13 protein-coding genes and 3 pseudogenes are annotated in these 18,272 nt (G+C 68.7%); 1 reads left to right on the top strand and 15 read right to left on the bottom strand.

Annotated features, from left to right (window positions below; genetic code table 11):
• Window positions 1-23: 23 nt before the first annotated feature.
• From trmD to GOAMI_RS18880, 14 genes and pseudogenes are all read right to left on the bottom strand, one after another.
• Window positions 24-743 (bottom strand): tRNA (guanosine(37)-N1)-methyltransferase TrmD, encoded by a 720-nt coding sequence (trmD, locus tag GOAMI_RS18815; protein ID WP_006438174.1) that lies wholly within the window; start codon window positions 741-743, stop codon window positions 24-26.
• Entirely contained in the window at window positions 743-1,276 is a 534-nt protein-coding gene (rimM, locus tag GOAMI_RS18820) for a ribosome maturation factor RimM (protein ID WP_006438175.1), read from the bottom strand. Before rimM ends, trmD begins: the two co-directional genes overlap by 1 nt.
• A gap of 27 nt (window positions 1,277-1,303) precedes the next feature.
• Window positions 1,304-1,546, bottom strand: coding sequence for an RNA-binding protein (locus GOAMI_RS18825; RefSeq protein WP_006438176.1), 243 nt, complete (start codon window positions 1,544-1,546; stop codon window positions 1,304-1,306).
• A complete protein-coding gene (rpsP, locus tag GOAMI_RS18830; RefSeq protein WP_006438177.1) occupies window positions 1,543-1,992 on the bottom strand; it encodes a 30S ribosomal protein S16 in 450 nt (149 codons plus the stop codon). The genes GOAMI_RS18825 and rpsP overlap by 4 nt, the downstream gene beginning before the upstream one ends.
• A 445-nt stretch (window positions 1,993-2,437) precedes the next feature.
• Window positions 2,438-3,518: pseudogene (locus tag GOAMI_RS18835) on the bottom strand (amidohydrolase family protein).
• Window positions 3,519-3,535: 17 nt separating this feature from the next.
• Window positions 3,536-5,098, bottom strand: coding sequence for a signal recognition particle protein (gene ffh, locus GOAMI_RS18840; protein ID WP_006438179.1), 1,563 nt, complete (start codon window positions 5,096-5,098; stop codon window positions 3,536-3,538).
• A 53-nt stretch (window positions 5,099-5,151) separates the two neighbouring features.
• The gene (locus GOAMI_RS18845; protein ID WP_006438180.1) at window positions 5,152-7,788 is read right to left on the bottom strand and encodes a [protein-PII] uridylyltransferase; all 2,637 of its coding nucleotides are present in this window, start codon (window positions 7,786-7,788) and stop codon (window positions 5,152-5,154) included.
• A gap of 8 nt (window positions 7,789-7,796) precedes the next feature.
• Window positions 7,797-8,135: a P-II family nitrogen regulator gene (locus tag GOAMI_RS18850; RefSeq protein WP_004572306.1), complete on the bottom strand. Its 339-nt coding sequence runs from the start codon at window positions 8,133-8,135 to the stop codon at window positions 7,797-7,799.
• 50 nt (window positions 8,136-8,185) lie between these two features.
• Window positions 8,186-9,538, bottom strand: coding sequence for an ammonium transporter (locus GOAMI_RS18855; protein ID WP_006438181.1), 1,353 nt, complete (start codon window positions 9,536-9,538; stop codon window positions 8,186-8,188).
• Window positions 9,539-9,764: 226 nt separating this feature from the next.
• On the bottom strand, window positions 9,765-11,288 hold the full coding sequence (gene ftsY, locus GOAMI_RS18860) for a signal recognition particle-docking protein FtsY (RefSeq protein ID WP_006438182.1): 1,524 nt from the start codon (window positions 11,286-11,288) through the stop codon (window positions 9,765-9,767).
• Complete coding sequence (smc, locus tag GOAMI_RS18865) at window positions 11,285-14,893, bottom strand: chromosome segregation protein SMC (protein WP_006438183.1); 3,609 nt, start codon at window positions 14,891-14,893, stop codon at window positions 11,285-11,287. Before smc ends, ftsY begins: the two co-directional genes overlap by 4 nt.
• A 44-nt stretch (window positions 14,894-14,937) precedes the next feature.
• A complete protein-coding gene (locus tag GOAMI_RS18870; RefSeq protein WP_006438184.1) occupies window positions 14,938-15,219 on the bottom strand; it encodes an acylphosphatase in 282 nt (93 codons plus the stop codon).
• 3 nt (window positions 15,220-15,222) lie between these two features.
• Window positions 15,223-15,678: an OsmC family protein gene (locus GOAMI_RS18875; protein ID WP_006438185.1), complete on the bottom strand. Its 456-nt coding sequence runs from the start codon at window positions 15,676-15,678 to the stop codon at window positions 15,223-15,225.
• 65 nt (window positions 15,679-15,743) lie between these two features.
• Window positions 15,744-16,139: a VOC family protein gene (locus GOAMI_RS18880; RefSeq protein ID WP_006438186.1), complete on the bottom strand. Its 396-nt coding sequence runs from the start codon at window positions 16,137-16,139 to the stop codon at window positions 15,744-15,746.
• Window positions 16,140-16,250: 111 nt separating this feature from the next.
• Between GOAMI_RS18880 and GOAMI_RS23620 the strand changes: the two are divergent.
• Window positions 16,251-16,856 (top strand): annotated as a pseudogene (locus tag GOAMI_RS23620) (helix-turn-helix transcriptional regulator); the annotation flags it as partial.
• Between the two features lie 409 nt (window positions 16,857-17,265).
• Here GOAMI_RS23620 and GOAMI_RS23625 read toward each other — a convergent pair.
• Window positions 17,266-18,272 (bottom strand): annotated as a pseudogene (locus tag GOAMI_RS23625) (HNH endonuclease signature motif containing protein); the annotation flags it as partial.

Consider the following 18,272-nt stretch of genomic DNA (forward strand, 5'->3'; position numbering starts at 1 on the left):
TGCGACTCGAGTCGTGCCGAATCCTAGCCGGAATCCGGCCCGCGGTCACCGGCTGGTTTCACAGGGTCGGCGAGAAGGTCGGGTCGACGGGCGCGGGTCCGCTCGAGCGCCTGCTCGTGTCGCCACTGCGCGACTTTCGCATGGTCGCCGGAGAGGAGGACCGGCGGGACGTCGAGCCCGCGCCAGCTCACCGGACGCGTGTAACTCGACCCTTCGAGGAGCCCGTCGGAGAACGAATCCTCCTGGTGCGAGCGAGGATTCCCGAGGACGCCGTCGATCAGCCGGACGGTCGCCTCGATCATCGCCATCACCGCGACCTCGCCGCCGATGAGGACGAAGTCGCCGAGGGACACCTCTTCGACGCGCACCCGGCGGGCTGCGTCGTCGAAGACACGCTGATCGATGCCCTCGTAGCGACCGCAGGCGAAGACGAGATGTTTCTCGGCGCTCCACCGCTGTGCGGTCGCCTGGGTGAACGGCACACCGGCCGGGGTGGGGACGACGAGGAGCGCGTCGTCGGGGCACACGTCGTCGAGACACGGACCCCAGACCTCGGGCTTCATGACCATGCCGGGACCGCCGCCGTACGGCGAGTCGTCGACGCTGCGGTGCACGTCATGCGTCCAGTTCCGCAGGTCGTGGACGTCGACGCTGATGCGTCCGGCGTCGATCGCCTTGCCCAGCAGGGCAACCCGAAGGGGCTCGAGATACTCGGGGAAGATCGAGACGATGTCGAGCCGCATCACTGCGCGCCGTCGGCCGAGTCCGGATCGAGAAGACCCTCGGGCGGGTCGATGACGATCAGTTCGCGGGTCACCGTCGGCACGATCTCCCGTACGAACGGGATCAGGACCTCACGCTTGTCGGGGGTGCGCACCGCGAGCAGCTCACCGCCGGGCATGTGCAGCACCGACTCGACGACGCCCACCTCGGTCCCGTCGGTGAGCTGGACGGGGACCCCCTCGAGTTCGTGGTCGTAGAACTCGTCCGGATCGTCGGACGGTTCGACCAGCGAGGAGTCGATGAGGAACAACGTGCCGCGCAGGGCATCGGCCGCATCCCGGCTCGCGACGCCGTCGAGAGACACCAACAGCCGCCCGGAGTGTTCCCGGGCGGCTGTCACGGTGAATTCACGTTCGCCGCCACCGCGCGGCAGTCGGCCGCGCAGCACCGCGCCGCGAGCGAAGCGCAGGTCGGGGTTGTCGGTACGGACATCGACGACGAGTTCGCCACGAATGCCGTGCGACTTCACCACGCGCCCGACGACGAGATCCACGATGCGTTTCGTCCTACGACGTGACCGTCAGCGGTCGGTGTCGACGATGTCGACGCGCATGCCGCGTCCGCCGATACCGGAGACGAGGGTGCGCAGGGCGGTGGCGGTACGACCGTTGCGGCCGATGACCTTACCGAGATCCTCGGGGTTCACGTGGACCTCGACGAGCCGGCCGCGACGACCGGTGACGAGGTCGACCCGGACGTCGTCCGGGTTCGAGACGATTCCGCGGACGAGATGCTCGACCGCGTCGGCGACGACTGCGCTCACGCGTCACCCTCGGCGGCGGGAGCCTCGGCGGCAGCTTCTGCCGGGGCCTCGTCCTTCTTGGCGGCCTTCTTCTTCGGGGTGGTGGCCGCGGCGACCGGCTCGTTGTCGGCAGCTGCGAGAGCGGCGTTGAACAGGTCGAGCTTCGAGGGCTTGGCCTCGGCGGTCTTCAGGGTGCCCTCGGTGCCCGGCAGGCCCTTGAACTTCTGCCAGTCACCGGTCACCTTGAGGATCGCGGCCACGGGCTCGGTCGGCTGCGCGCCGACGCCCAGCCAGTACTGTGCGCGCTCGGAATCGACCTCGATCAGCGAGGGCTCTTCCTTCGGGTGGTACTTGCCGATGGTCTCGATCACCCGGCCGTTGCGGCGGGTCCGAGCGTCGGCGACGACGATGCGGTACTGCGGGTTGCGGATCTTGCCGAGCCGCGTGAGCTTGATCTTGACAGCCATGTCTACTTCTACTTTCGTGTGGTCACTGCGCAATTCTGCAACCCACCCGGAATGGTGGACCCGGTTTTGCGTCTGTTTCGGTGTGACCGTCGGGCGGCCGTGACCGTATCCGACGAACCGTCGAGCCATTCTGCCAGAACAGCGGCTTCAGAAAGAAATCCGTCACGTCGCCCGGACGAAGTCCGCCTCATGTATCGGACGGAGATCCGGCATGTGGTTGTCCACCCCGCGAGAACAACCACATGCCGTACGTCGCCAACGCCACTCGCCTACCGAAGAATCGGTCCCCAGGCTTGCGACTCCTGCCGAAACCCCGTCCTCACCCCCGGATTCGGCAGGGTCTGCATTGAGCTGATCGGTTCGTCCCCAAACGAACCTCTGCAACGCGGTTGCTACCTTACGTGTCAGTAGGTAACTGCAACCAGAGTCCACCTTGTGGCGTTGCTCACACGAGGTGGCGACCCGACGACACCACTGCTACCGGATGGCGCAGGACGCCCAGGTCTTCGCACGGGTTCTCGCCGTAGACCACGAAATCGGCGCGGTCGCCGTCACCGAGAAGGTCTGCGCCCAGCCAGCGGCGGGGGCGCACCGACGCGGCCGCGATGGCGCCCGGCGTTCCCCAGCCCCACCTTCGACAGCGCCTCGATCTCGTCGACGATGCGGCCGTGCTCGACGAAGCCGCCGGCATCGGTGCCCGCGAAGATGGCCACGCCTGCCTCGCGCGCGGATTCGAAGACCTTCGGGGCGTCGGCGTGCAACTGCCGCATATGCGCCGCATAGGTCGGGAAGCGCTCGGCGCCGTCGGCGATCCCCGGGAAGTTCTCCACCTGGATCATGGTGGGCACCAATGCGATCGAGCGTTCGACGAGCTGATCGATCAAGTCGGCGGTGAGTCCGGAGCCGTGTTCGATGCAGTCGACACCTGCTCCGATCAGGTCGACGAGGGCGTCGGTCCCGAAGACGTGTGCGGTGATCCGGGCGCCGTGTTCGTGCGCGACGGCGACCGCGGCTTCGATCTGGTCCCGCGTCCACAGCGGCGCGAGGTCCCCGACCTCGCGATCGATCCAGTCCCCCACGATCTTCACCCAGCCGTCGCCGGCCTCCGCCTGTCGTGCCACCTCGGCCGCCAGCTCGTCGGGATCGTCGAGGTCGACGCCGTAGTCACGCAGATAGCGTTTCGGGCGGGCGATGTGTTTACCCGAGCGGATGAACCGCGGACAGGCGGGGTCGTCGTCGAGCGGATGGGTGTCCAGCGGTGACCCGACCTCACGGATCAGGAGCGTCCCGGCCCGGGCGTCGGCGTACGCGTAACCACGGGCTTGCTCGATGTCGACGCCGAGCCCCGGCGCGATGCCGACGTGGTTGTGGGCGTCGACGAGTCCCGGCAGAATCCAGCCGTCGTCGACAGCGGTCTCGGCCTCTGCGACGGGTGTGTGGCTGATGGTCTCACCGGAGACCCAGAACTCGATCGGTTCGCCGGTGAGCGGATCGGTGCCCCGATAGTGGCGGGCGGTGACATCCATTGCCGGGCTACTCATCGCTATTTCTTCTTCTTGGGCTGCTGGAACTGCGAGACGTCGATGCCCTCGAGTCCCGGGGGCAGCTGGTCGAGTCCGGCGGGCATGTCGGACAGGTCCGGGAACCCGGCGGGCATGCCGCCCGGCATCGCCGGGAAACCACCGCGCACCTTCGGCGGAGTGGGACCGCGCCCCTTGCCCTTCTTGCCCTTCTTCCCCTTGCGGTTGGACTTCCGGTTCATCCCGCCCATGCCCATGCGACCGGACATCTGCGCCATCATCTTGCGGGCCTCGAAGAATCGGTCGACCAGCTGGTTGACCTCGCTGACGGTGACGCCGGAACCGTTGGCGATACGCAGCCGGCGGGAGGCGTTGATGATCTTCGGGTTCTCCCGCTCGGCGGGGGTCATGCCGCGGATGATCGCCTGGACCCGGTCGAGTTGCTTGTCGTCGACCTGGCTCAGCACGTCCTTCATCTGGCCGGCGCCGGGGAGCATGCCGAGGATGTTGCCGATGGGACCCATCTTGCGGATCATCAGCATCTGGTCGAGGAAGTCCTCGAGGGTCAGGTCACCCTGGGTGATCTTGGCCGCGGCGGCCTCGGCCTGCTGTGCGTCCCAGTGCTGTTCGGCCTGCTCGATGAGGCTGAGCACGTCGCCCATGCCGAGGATCCGGCTGGCCATGCGGTCGGGGTGGAAGACGTCGAAGTCCTCGAGCTTCTCACCGGAGGACGCGAACATGATCGGCTGACCGGTGACCTCGCGCACCGACAGGGCGGCACCGCCGCGGGCGTCGCCGTCGAGCTTGGTGAGCACCACACCGGTGAAGCCGACGCCGTCGGCGAAGGCCTCGGCGGTCGTGACCGCGTCCTGACCGATCATCGCGTCGACGACGAACAGCACCTCGTCGGGAGCGGTCGCGTCACGGATGTCGGAGGCCTGCTTCATCAGCTCGGCGTCGATACCGAGGCGGCCCGCGGTGTCGATGACGACGACGTCGTAGTGCTTGTTCTTCGCCTCCTCCACACCGGCGCGCGCGACGGAGACCGGGTCACCGGAGGTGACGCCGAGTGTTCCCTCACCGCCGACGCTGGTGCCCGGGTGCGGCGCGAAGACCTGGACGCCGGCACGCTCGCCGACGATCTGCAGCTGCGAGACGGCGCCCGGACGCTGGAGGTCACAGGCCACCAGCAGCGGTGTGTGGCCCTGCTGCTTGAGCCACTTGCCCAGCTTGCCGGCGAGGGTCGTCTTACCGGCACCCTGCAGACCCGCCAGCATGATGACCGTGGGCGGGTTCTTCGCGAAGCGCACCCGACGGGTCTCGCCGCCGAGGATGCCGATGAGCTCCTCGTTGACGATCTTGACGACCGTCTGGGCCGGGTTCAGCGCCGCGGAGACCTCGGCGCCCTTCGCCCGTTCCTTGATCCGCGCGATGAAGGCGCGCACCACCGGCAGCGAGACGTCGGCCTCGAGCAGGGCGAGCCGGATCTCGCGGCAGGTGCGGTCGATGTCGGCGTCGGAGAGCCGCCCCTTGCCACGCAGGTCCTTCAGGGCACCGGTCAACCGGTCGGAGAGGGAATCGAACATGGGTCCCATCCTTCCATGTGGGTCGGGGAACCTCGGCTGCTGGGACCTCACATCTAGGAGATCGGCACCCCCGACCGGCCGGTGCCGCCGGAGGGCTGCGGCCCGTCACCGTCCTCGTCCCGCTTGGGCTGCGGCGGCGGGCACACCGCGATGATCGCGTCGGTGAGCGTCGCACGCATCTCCGCGGTGTCCTCGGCCAACCTCAGGCTGAAGATGTCGACGACGGTCGCGCCGAGGGTGGAGACCTTCGCCCAGCGGATGTCGGCGCCGTGCTGCTCCAGGACCGCGCTCACCCGGCTCAGCAGCCCGATCCGGTCGTCCGACCGGACCTCGAGCAGCACCGCCCCTTCGGTGGCGTCGGGTTCGGGGGTGTCGAGCCAGGTCACCCGCGGCGGCGCGACCGCGAACAGGGCGGGTACCGCGTTCTTGGGGTGACCGGCACCGTCGACGTCGGGGTCGGTGCTGCCGGCGCTCGCCCCGAGAGTCACCATCGTCCCCGGCGGGGTGCTGACCGAGCCGATGGTGGGTATCGGCGACTCCCGTTCCCGTGCATCGAGACGCGCGAGCACATCGAGTTTGCCGTTGACCGACGCGATGAGCTGCTGGCGCAGCAGACCTGCGTCCGGCGGACTGCCGAACATCGGCACGACGATGAAGGAGTTGACGGCCTTGCCGTCGTGGCTCTGCGCGCAGGCCTTGTGTGAACGCAACCCGCCGAGCGCGAGCACTCCGGCCATCTTCGACAGCAACCCGGGCTGATCGGGCGCGACCATCGTGACGTCGTAGGTGTGCGGACCGTCGGCGCGCACGAGCCGGACCGCGTAGTCCCCCTCGGCGGCGATCGCCAGCTGCTCGGGTGTCAGCGGTTCGGGTACCGACGGCGGGATGCCCTCGATGTGGCTCATCGAGCGCCGGACGAGTTCACCGATCAGTGAGGCCTTCCACTCGCCCCACACGCCCGGGCCGGTCGCCAGCGAATCCGCTTCGGCCAGTGCCGCAAGGAGTTCCAGCAGGACGCGGTTGTGACCCAGTGCGGTGGCGACGAACTCGGCGGTCGCCGGGTCGTCGAGATCGCGACGCGTCGCGACCTGCGGCAGCAACAGGTGGTGTCGCACCATGTCGGACAGGGTCGTCACGTCCTGCGGCCACAGGCCGAACCGGTTGCCGATCTGGACGGCGAGTTCGGCGCCGACGATGCTGTGGTCGGCCCCGCGTCCCTTGCCGAGATCGTGGATGAGCGCCCCGAGAACGAGAAGATCCGGCCGCGATACCCGCGTCGTCATCGAACTCGCATACGCCGCGGTCTCCACCAGGTGACGGTCGACTGTCCAGGTGTGGATCGCGTCGCGCGGCGGAAGGTCGCGCACCGCACCCCATTCCGGCAGCAGCCGGCCCCAGAGTCCGGTGCGGTCGAGCGCCTCGATCGGGTCCACCATGTGATGACCCGAGCTGAGCAGGACCAACAGGTCGCTCAACGCCTCCGCCGGCCACGGTTCCCGCAGTTCGGGTGCGTAGTCGGCCAGCCGGCTCAGGGTCGACGCGCTGATCGGCAGACCCGTCCTCGCCGACGCGGCCGCGACCCGGAGGATGAGCCCCGGGTCCTTGCTGGGAATAGCGTTGCGCGCCAAGACGATCTCGCCGCTGTGCTCGACCACGCCCTCGTCGAGCGGGCGGCGCAGCGGCGACCGGCGCAGCTTGGCCAGGCCGCGCCTCGGCAGTGCGTTGCCCGCGGTCCGCAGACCGACGTCGATGGAATAGCTGATCGTGCGGGCCGAGTCGCTGATGACACGCGCCAGATCGAACCGGTCCCCGATCCGCAGGGCGGCCCCGATCTCGTCGGCGTCCTGCGCGCGCACCTGTTCGCGCGGACGGCCCGCGATGCGGTGCAGTTCGGTCCGGATGTCGAGGAGCCGCGCGTAGGCGACCTGCGGTCCGGCGCCCGGCGAATCCGGCCGCAGACCGGCCATCCCGTGGGTGAGCTGGGCGATCGCCAGAGCACCGAGGAGCTGTACATCGCGCAACCCTCCCCGACCGTTCTTCAGGTCGGGTTCGGCGCGATGCGCGATGTCGCCGGCACGGCGCCAGCGATCCTGAGCGTGGGCGACCACATCGGGGAACCGATGACGGATGTCGTTGCGCCACTGCTGGCGCACACCACCGATCAGCAGATTCGACAGATCCTCGTCACCCGCGATGTGGCGGGCCTCGAGCAATCCGAGGGCCGCGGTGACGTCCTCAGCGGCGACCTGCAGCGCCTGCGGAACGGTCCGGACACTGTGATCGAGCGGAATGTTCGCGTCCCACAACGGATACCAGAGTCCGTCGGCGACCTCGGACACCCGCTCGAGGGGCATGTCGTCGTGCAGCAGGATCAGATCTAGGTCGGAGTACGGCAGCAGTTCGCCACGTCCCAGTCCGCCGACCGCGACGATCGCGAATCCGCTGTGGGGTTTGATGCCGAGTTCGGCGCCCTTGCTGGTCAGCCAGAACTCGTGCAGGTCGACGAGCACCTGGCGCAACGCCGGTGCGTCGAGTTTCCCGTTCCGGCTCGACTCGGTGAGCTGCCGGCGGGTCTTGGCCAGATCGGTCGCGGCTACGGGAGCCTCCTCGGTTTCGGGGGTTGAACGGTGCGGCCCCGCGCCCGACTGGTCGTCGGACGCGGGGCCGCGCTTGGGGTTCAGAAAGGGCACGAGCTCACTTACAGAGCGTCGCCGCCGCGCTCGCCGGTGCGGACACGCACGACCGATTCGACCGGCGAGACCCACACCTTGCCGTCACCGATCTTGCCGGTACGGGCGGCCTCGACGATGACGTCGACGACCTTGTCCACGGCCGCGTCGTCCACGACGACCTCGACGCGGACCTTCGGCACGAAGTCGACCGAGTACTCGGCCCCGCGGTAGACCTCGGTGTGGCCCTTCTGGCGTCCGTAACCCTGGACCTCGCTGACGGTCATGCCCAGGATGCCCGCCTGCTCCAGACCGGCCTTGACGTCCTCGAGCGTGAACGGTTTGACGATTGCAGTGATCAGCTTCATTAGTTATCCCTCTCCACGGGTGTCAGCGTAGTAGCGATTGGACTCGATCGTCATGCCAGCTCGTAGGCAGTCTCAGCGTGTTCTGCCTCGTCGATGCCGCTCTTCTCGTCCTCATCGCTGACGCGCCAGCCGAGCGGCTTGAGGGCGAAGGCGATGATCGCGGTGAGCACGGCGGTGAACGCCAGGGCGAAGAAGGCGATGACCGCCTGGACCACGAGCTGCTTGTAATCGCCACCCCAGAGGAGGCCCACGTCCTTGCCGAGGAGACCGATGGCGAGAGTGCCCCACAGGCCGGCGACGAGGTGGACGCCGACGACGTCGAGCGAATCGTCGTAGCCGAACTTGTTCTTCAGGCCGATGGCCACCGCGGCCAGGGCACCGGCGATGAGACCCAGGATCAGCGAGCCGACCGGGGTCAGCGCACCACAGGCCGGGGTGATCGCGACCAGGCCGGCCACGATGCCCGAGGCGGCGCCGACGCTGGTGGCGTGCTTGTCGCGGATGAGTTCGACGATGAGCCAGCCGATGATCGCGGCTGCCGTCGCGGCCGTGGTGTTGACCCACACCTGGCCGGCGAGGAGGTCGGCGCCCAGCTCCGAGCCGACGTTGAACCCGAACCAGCCGAACCAGAGGAGTGCCGCACCGAGCATGACGAACGGGATGTTGTGCGGACGGTAGGCGGTACGACCGAAGCCGACGCGCTTGCCGATGATGAGAACCAGGACCAGAGCAGCGATACCGGCGTTGATGTGGACCACGGTGCCGCCGGCGAAGTCGATGGGCGCAACGACAGCCGCACCCTCGTCGTCGGTGCCGAACATCTTGGCCGCCAGACCGTCCTCACCCGCACCGAGCAGACCGCCGCCGCCGACCAGGCCGCCCCAGACCATGTGGGACAGCGGGAAGTACACGATCGTCGACCACAGGACGGTGAAGACCATCCAGGTCGAGAACTTCACGCGTTCGGCGAGGGCACCGCTGATGAGGGCAACGGTGATGACCGCGAAGGTCAGCTGGAAGCCCATGAAGACGATCGCCGGGATCGACAGCCCGCCGGTGACGTACTGCTCGGAATCGCCCTCACCGATCGTGCTCATGAGCTGGTCGGAACCGAACAGCGCGAACGGGTTCGCGAAGATGCCCAGAATGTCGTTCTCGCCGGTGATGCCGTCGCTGAAGGACATCGAGAAGCCCCACAGCACGTAGACGACGCTGATCGTCGCCAGGGAGCCGAACGACATCATCATCATGTTCAGGACGGACTTGCCGCGTGCCAACCCCCCGTAGAAGAAGGCAAGGCCCGGGGTCATCAGCAGGACGAGCGCGGCCGACACGAGCATGAATGCCGTGTTGCCCGTGTCGATGGGGCCAAACGATTCGTTTGGCAACAGAGCCAAATCCACTACGAAAACCTCCTCAGATGCACCGACGGCTCGGCGCCTGCAAAGAGATTGTCGGCACTCGGTTTCCGCAGTGGTGCCTTCACGTTTCGGGTACGTAACCCGATGAGCGATTTATATTTCGCGGGTGTAAAACAGCAGGTTCGCTCTGAGGGCTGTCTCAGTTTTGTCCCGGCGATCTCTCACCCGCGATTTCCGATCGGCGATCAAATTCACCAGCGTGCGGCGATCACAGCAGCGCGTCGACGAAGGCCTCCGGCTCGAACGGCGCCAGATCATCGGCGCCCTCGCCCAGACCGACCAGTTTCACCGGCACGCCCAGTTCCTTCTGCACGTGGAAGACGATGCCGCCCTTGGCGGTGCCGTCCAGCTTGGTCAGCACCACACCGGTGATGTCGACGACCTCGGCGAACACCCGTGCCTGCATCAGCCCGTTCTGGCCGACCGTGGCGTCGAGCACGAGCAGCACCTCGTCGACCGGTGCCTTCTTCTCCACGACGCGCTTGACCTTGCCCAGCTCGTCCATCAGACCGGTCTTGGTGTGCAGACGGCCGGCGGTGTCGATCATGACGACGTCGACGCCCGACGCGATGCCGCGGTCGACCGCGTCGAACGCCACCGCGGCCGGATCGGCCTGTTCCTTGCCGCGAACGATCTCCGCACCGACGCGCTCGCCCCAGGTCTGCAGCTGGTCGGCGGCGGCCGCGCGGAAGGTGTCGGCTGCACCCAAGAGCACGCGACGTCCGTCGGCGACGAGAACGCGGGCCAGCTTGCCCGTCGTCGTGGTCTTGCCGGTGCCGTTGACGCCCACGACCAGCACGACGGCCGGGCGCCCCGCATGCGGCAGCGCGCGGATCGAACGGTCCAGCGTCGGGTCGAGCTGCTCGACAAGCACCCGCTTCAGCAGTGCGCGGGCCTCTGCCGCCGACTTGACCGGGTTCGCGGCCAGCTCGGACCGCAGGGTCTCGACGACGGTCGTGGTGGTCGCCGTACCGAGGTCGGCCATCACCAGGGTGTCCTCGATCTCCTCCCAGCTGTCCTCGTCCAGGTCACCGGCGCCGAGCAGACCGAGCACACTCTTGCCGATCGCGCCCTGCGACCGGGACAGCCGACCACGCAGCCGGCCCAGACGGCCGGCGGTCGGTGCGATCTCCTCGCGCGGCGGTGCCGTGACCGCGCCGGACGCGTCGTCGGGTGCAGCCACCTCGGGCGCGGTCGCCTCGGGCGCGATGACGTCCGGCTCGGCGACCTCGGGTGCTGCGGTCTCCGGCGCCGCTGCCTCGGGTGCGGCTGTCTCGGGCTCTGCTGTCTCGGGCTCTGCTGTCTCGGGCTCGGCTTCTACCGGCTCGATGACGTCGGGCAGGGACACCTCGGTGATCCCGCGGCGGTGGGAGTCGCGCGGCACCGCGGCGTCGTCGCCGACCGCGGGCTGGCCGTCGACGTCGGTGCGCTCCTCGACCGGCTGGATCGGTGGTTCCGGCCGGACCGGCGGCTCCGGCTTGGGCTCCGGTGCCGGCTTGCGCGCCGGCGGCTCGGCCAGGGCCGTGTCACCACGACTGAAACTGAAACCCGACCCCGCCTGATAGCCCCCGGACCGGTCGACCTGACGGGTGGTCCCGTCGACGATCTCCGGCTTCGTCGTGGTGTCGGACAGCGAGATGCGACGACGACGCGCCAGCACCAGTCCGAGCACGATCAGCGCGGCGACGACGAGCACCGCGACGACGATCCCGATGATGATTCCGGTGTTCACTGGCTGGTGTCCTCCTGTTGAGCCACGGGCATGTTGACGCCCCGCATGCGCTGCGAGATGACGGTCGTGATGCCGTCCCCGCGCATGCTGACGCCGTAGAGGGCGTCGGCGATCTCCATCGTGGGCTTCTGATGGGTGATGACGATGAGCTGCGACTTCTCCCGCAACTGCTCGAACAGCTTGATGAGACGACGCAGGTTGGTGTCGTCGAGCGCCGCCTCGACCTCGTCCATGACATAGAACGGTGACGGGCGGGCACGGAAGATCGCCACCAGCATCGCGACCGCGGTCAGGGATTTCTCCCCGCCCGACAGCAGCGACAGTCTCTTCACCTTCTTACCCGGCGGCCGGGCCTCCACCTCGATGCCGGTGGTCAGCATGTCGTTGGGCTCGGTCAGCACGAGCCGGCCCTCGCCGCCGGGGAACAGCGTCTGGAAGACCTGGCCGAACTCGCGCTCGACGTCGGCGTAGGCCTCGGTGAACACCTGCAGGATGCGGGCGTCCACGTCCTCGACGACGTCGAGCAGGTCCTTGCGTGCGGCCTTGACGTCCTCGAGCTGCGAGGACAGGAAGTTGTAGCGCTCCTCCAGCGCGGCGAACTCCTCGAGCGCGAGCGGGTTGACCTTGCCGAGCGTGTTGAGGTCTTTCTGCGCCTTCTTCGCCCGGGCTTCCTGGGTGGCGCGGTCGTACGGCATGGGTGCCGGGGCCACCACCTGTTCACCGCGCGCCTTCGCCTCCTCGTACTCCTGCATCTCCAGGGCCGACGGCGGCATCGGGACGTCGGGGCCGTATTCGGCGATGAGGTCGTCCGGCGACATCGCGAACGTCTCGAGAATCTGCTCCTCGAGCTGTTCGATCCGCAGCGCCACCTGGGCACGGGCCACCTCGTCACGATGCACGGTGTCGCGCAACGAGTTCAGCGTGGTGGTCAGTTCCCCGGATTTCAGGCGCAGCTCGTCGAGGGTCGCCGAGCGCGCGACCCGGAGCTCCTCGAGCTCGTCGCGACCCGCCTGCGCCGACGCGACCGCCGCCGCGAGACGCTCGGCGACCTGCGCGCCGGCCCGCTCGACGGCCACCGCCACCCCGGCGGCCTGTCGCCGGATCTCGTCCTGACGACGTGCCCGCTCGCGGGCCTCCCGCTCACGCTGGGCGGCGCGCCGCAGCGAGTCGGCCTTGCCGCGCACCGACGAGAGGCGTTCCTCGGCGGTGCGCAGTGCCAGACGCGCCTCCATCTCGGTACCGCGGGCGATCCCGACGGCCGCCGCGGCGGTCGACCGCTCGGAGTCGTCGGCGGCCATCTCCGGACCCGAGTCCGACTCGTCGCGGGCCAGCCGCAGCCGTTCCTCCAGTTCGCGAAGGGACTCCAGGGTCTCGGCGCGACCCTTCTCCAGCAGGTTGCGCTGACGGGTGAAGCGATCGGCCTCCGCCCGGGCGGTGCGGATCTCGTGGCCCAGCCGGGCCATCTGCTCATACGCGGCGCCGACACTGGAATCCGATTCGTGGAGCGCGGCGAGTGCCTCCTCGGCCGCTTCCCGACGTTCCCGCTGTTCGGTGAGTGCCCCGTCGAGTGCGGCCTCCAGCTCTTCGACGCGCCGTCGGGTCGCGGCCAGGTCCTCGGTCGCGGCGTCGATGGCGGACTGCACCTCGAGCGTCGACGGACGCCGCGACGATCCACCCTCGATCGAGGCGGGACCGATGCGGTCACCGGCGTGGGTCACCACGCGCACGCCGAGGCTGCGGGCCAGTTCCAGGCCCCGGGCGGGGTCGTCGACTACGACGGTGTCGGCGAGGACGGTGTCGATCGCGGTGCGGATCTCCGGACCACAGGTCACCGCGGAGGATGCCCAGCGAGCGCCTTCGGGCAAGGCAGCGTCTCGTTGCCGTACGGAGTCGGTGAGGCCGCCGCAGATCAGGGCGGCCCGTCCCCCGTCGCCGGACTTGAGGGCCTCGAGCGCGCGGATGGCCGCCATGCCGTCGACCGTCACGATGCCGTCGACCGCCGGGCCGAGCGCACCGGCGATCGCGGTCTCGAAGCCGGGTTCGACGGTGACCAGCTCCGACATCGGTCCGAGCAGGCCGTCGGGCGCGTTGTCGAGCAGCCAGGCGCCGCCGTCGTTGCGTTCCAGGCCCATGGCGAGGGCCTCGACCCGCGCCGACAGCGAGGCGATGGACTGTTCGGCCTCGCGGTGCTGCGCCTGCAGGGTCGCGACACGTTCGTTGGACAGGTTCAGCGCGGTGACGCACCGCTCGTGGTGCTCGTCGAGGGCCTGCTCGGACGCCTCCAGCTGCGCGAGTTCCCCCGCTGCCGAATCCTGTTGCATGGCAGCGCTTTCGGCGCGTTCGGTGGCGTGGGCGATGGCAGCCGTCAGACGGTCGGCCTCGGCGTCGACCCCCTCGGAACGCGTTCGCAGGTTGTCGACCTGTCCCTCGAGACGGGCCAGTCCTTCCCGACGGTCGGCGATCGCCTGGACGGCGGCGAGATGGGCGGCCTCCGCGGCCTCGGCGATCGACTCGCGCTCGCGGAGCACCTCGCGGGCCGTCTCGAGTTGTTCGGCGGCGATCTCGACGCCCTCGGTCAGTTCGGCCTCGAGTTCGGCGGCCTCCAGGGCCTGCTCCTCGAGTTCCTCCGGGTCGGGTCCGGTCGCCTCGGTGGCGGCTTCGCTCAGATAGCGGCTGCGCTCGGCGGCGACCCGGCGGGTCGCGTCGACGCGCTCGGCCAGGGCCGACAACCGGAACCAGGCGCGGCTGGCCGCCGCGGCCGCCGGGGTGACCTCGGCGAGATGCTGCTCGTGCTCGGTCACCTCGGCATTGGCGCGGTCGAGTTCCGCGGCCACCTCGTCCTGGCGGCGCCGCACCTCGTCCTCGACGGCGGCGTGTTCGGCCATCTCGGCGCGCCGGATGACCAGGTCGTCGGCGGCGAGGCGCAGTCGGGCGTCACGGAGGTCGGCCTGGACGGTCTGCGCGCGGCGGGCGACCTCCGCCTGCCGGCCGAGCGGCTTGAGCTGGCGTCGCAGTTCGGCGGTGAGGTCGGTCAGGCGCGCCAGGTTGGCCTGCATCGCGTCGAGCTTGCGGACCGCCTTTTCCTTGCGCTTGCGGTGTTTGAGGACGCCGGCCGCCTCCTCGATGAACGCGCGACGGTCCTCTGGACGCGACTCGAGAATCGCCGACAGACGACCCTGACCGACGATGACGTGCATCTCGCGGCCGATACCGGAGTCGGAGAGCAGCTCCTGAACATCCATGAGGCGACAGGTGCTGCCGTTGATCTCGTATTCGCCCGCGCCGTCGCGGAACATGCGGCGGGTGATCGAGACCTCGGAGTACTCGATCGGGAGCGCGCCGTCGGCGTTGTCGATGGTGAGCGTCACCTCCGCACGTCCCAGCGGCGGACGTCCGGAGGTGCCGGCGAAGATCACGTCCTGCATCTTGCCGCCGCGCAGCGCCTTGGCGCCCTGCTCGCCCATGACCCAGGTCAGGGCGTCGACGACATTGGACTTACCGGAGCCGTTGGGGCCGACGACGCACGTGATGCCCGGCTCGAAGCGCAGGGTCGTCGCCGAGGCGAACGACTTGAAGCCCTTCAGGGTCAGGCTTTTGAGGTGCACGACGGTACAGAGTACTCACCATCGTGATGCGTTTCGGGCAACGCTCACCGTTCGAGGAAACCGACCAGGTCTCCGCGAGCGGGGTCCAGGCTGTCGACCACCAGATCCACCCGACCGGGGGTCTCGCCGGACCGCAGCGCATCGAGCAGAGCCTGCACCTTGTCGCGGGGTCCCTCGGCCACGACGTGCACCCGCCCGTCGGCCTGATTGGACGCGTAACCGACCAGACCGAGCTCCAGGGCCCGCGACCGCGTCCACCATCGGAAGCCCACGCCCTGGACGTGTCCGTGGACGAACGCAGATAACCGGACAGGGTCGGCACTCATGACTCAGTCCGTCACGATCTTCAGGTCGACCTCGGCGCCGGCCTTGATGGTGCGTCCCACCGTGCACACCGCGTCGATCGCACGCTCGACGACGACGAGTAGGCGTTGCGCCGCGTCGGGGTCGAGTTCGGAGAGGTCGACCTCGAGGACCTCCTCGATCCGCGGGTACACCTCGTTCTCGCGGTCGGCGTCACCGCTGACCCGGATGGTGGCGTCGTAGTCGTCGCCGAGGCGACGCGAGAGCGGACGGTCCGAGGACAGGCCGGTGCAGGCCGCCAGCGCGATCTTGAGCAGTTCGCCCGGCGTGAAGACCCCGTCGACGTCCTGCGAGCCGATCAGCACCTCGGCACCACGTGAGCTGCGCCCGGTGTACCGCCGGGTCCCGGTGCGCTCGACCCAGAGCTCGGTGTGCGCCGGGGCTGTGCTGTTCTCTTCGGCGGTGTTCTGTTCGATCGTCATGCTGGGTGAATCCTCTCGGGCGGCGGGGCGGCGCTGACACCGCGCACAATCATAAGAGCCGGGGATCAGAAGAGATTCCCCGCGGCCTCGTCGCCGACCGGGGTGAAGAAGTTGACCAGCGTGCCGTCCGGGTCCCTGACCAGCAGCGAGCGGTTGCCCCATGGCATGTTCGTCGGCTCGTTGACGAACACCGTCACGACATCACGCAGCACTGCGTAGACAGCGTCGACGTCGTCGACCCGGAAGTCGAGGGCGACGCTGCGGTTCGCGCGCGCCTGCGCGGCACCGTCACCGAGCAACGGGACCGTGGCGGTATCGGCAATGGCCAGCGTGCCGGACGGGGTGCGGAGCTCAGCGAACATCGGGTGCAACCGCGCAGCGGTGAGTCCGGTCGCCGCTTCGTAGAACGCGATGAGCGCGTCGACGTCGTCGGTGAAGATTCGGGTGGCTGCCAACTGCATTGGATTTTCTCCTCCGATGTGCGTGGACGCGACCGTTCGCCCGGCCGCAGGTGCGACGGTAGGAGCAATACCGGACAGAAACCGCCCGGTTTGATGGGCGATCATGGATTCATGGCCGACACCACCGCGCGGGCGCTGCGACTCCTCGAGCTACTGCAGTCAGCGCACCAACGCACCGTGGGCGAACTGGCAGAACACCTCGGGGTCGACGAGCGCACCGTGCGCCGAGACGTGGGTCGGCTCACCGAGTCGGGAATCCCCATCGAAACGCTGCGCGGACGGTATGGCGGATACCAGCTCGCGCCGGGTCAGCGCGTCCTCCCGCTCATGTTCAGCAAAGAGGAGGCGGTGGCGGTCTTCCTCGGGCTCGCCCGCAGCCGAGCCGCCACGGGCGAGACCGACCTTTCAGCGCAGACGGCGATGGCCAAGGTCATGCGGGCGCTGCCGGCGGCTGACGCGAGGCAGGTCGACGTGCTCCTCGGGTTGATGACGCCGGTCTCGCGCCGCGGGATGGATCCGGACCCCGCCCTGATGCTGACGCTTGCGGAGGCGGTGCATCTTCGACGCGTGGTCGACCTGCGCTACCGCAACGGGACGGGCGCGCCGTCTCGCCGGACGATTCACCCCTATGGCCTGGCCGCGCACTCGGACAACTGGTACCTGGTCGCCGCCGACCCAGACACGAAGCAGGAACGCACATTTCGTGTCGACCGGATCCGCACCGCGCGGTCTATGCCCCAGACCTTCGCCCCGCCGGCGGATCTCGACGTGGAGCAACGGCTCCTGGACCTCTTCGCCACCGCGGACTATCGCTGGCGGGTGGTCATGCGTATCCGTGAGACCGAGGAACGCCTGCGCGCACGCCTGCCGCGCAGCGTCGCTCGGATAGAGCGCATGGACGACGCAACCGACGGACCGACGGGCGACGGCCCGGCCGGCACCGAGTCGAGATCCACGCCGACAGCCTCGACTGGCTGCCGCCGATCATCGCCGCCATGGACGCCGATGTCGTCATCGAGCGACCCGATGAGCTTCGAGACCTGGTCCGGGACGCGGCGACGAGGATGCTCCGGGTCGTCAGCGTTTCCGGTGGCACGCCGAGATCCTGACGCGGCCGGGCGGGTCGTCAGGCCGCTGTCACCTCTCGGCCTGCGTTGCGTTCCTTCCATTCCCACACCGCGTAGATCACCTCGGTCGCATACCCGAGGTCGAGCTTGCCGCCACCCACGGGCACCGTCGCATTCGCTGCCACCCGCTCATCCGGCGACCACCGACCTGGCGCACGTGTCGCGGGACTCACGTCGATCACTGAACCGCCCGGCCGGTGGAACGAAAACCGTTGCGACCCATGACCGGTGATACTGAACTCACCCCGATGCAACGCACGGTGACAGCTTCCACACAACAAAATCAGGTTGTCCAGGTCGGTCGGTCCACCGGCCGACCAGAACACCACATGGTGGGCGTGCAGATGCCGTGTGCGTTCACAGCCGGGCACCTGACAGCACCGGTCTCTCAGGAACAACGCCCTGACCAGTGCCTTGTTCGGCGTTCGCGACTTACGCCCCAACCCCAGCAACGCCAACTTTCCCGGCGCTCCGGAAACCCTGCTGGACAACACCTTCCGAACCGCAGCACCGCAGTGCGCCTCGTCCAACTCAGCCTCCGACAGCGCCGGCCCGTCATCGAGGTGGGCCTGCTCCCCACCCTCGTCGGTATGGATCAGAATCTCGGCGCCCGGTGCGAGATCAGGCATCGCGATCCCCTCGTGCACCATGTCGGCCATGGCCACCATCGCCGGCGCCGGATTCGACGGCACATTCCGCCACAGGTCCCGACGATTCGCCGGCTTGGCCTCGGAATCCCGTTCACCATCCACGGTTTCCAACTCGCTCGCAGCGTTCCGCGGAACGCTCGACACCGCGTGCAAATCCGCATCGTCGCAGGTCCGGGTGCGTTCGTACTCCGCACGAACCGCACCGGCCAGAAGCCGGCACCATCGAGCGGAGACAGCGTCAGCGACACAGACAACGAGCCATCCGCATTCCACTTCCACCGGCCTGTCGACTCCACCGGTGGGCGATTCTCCGACTCGATGCCACGATCCCGATCGATCTGTCCCATCGCACGTTG

The sequence above is a fragment of the Gordonia amicalis NBRC 100051 = JCM 11271 genome (assembly GCF_000332995.1).
GTDB lineage: Bacteria > Actinomycetota > Actinomycetes > Mycobacteriales > Mycobacteriaceae > Gordonia > Gordonia amicalis.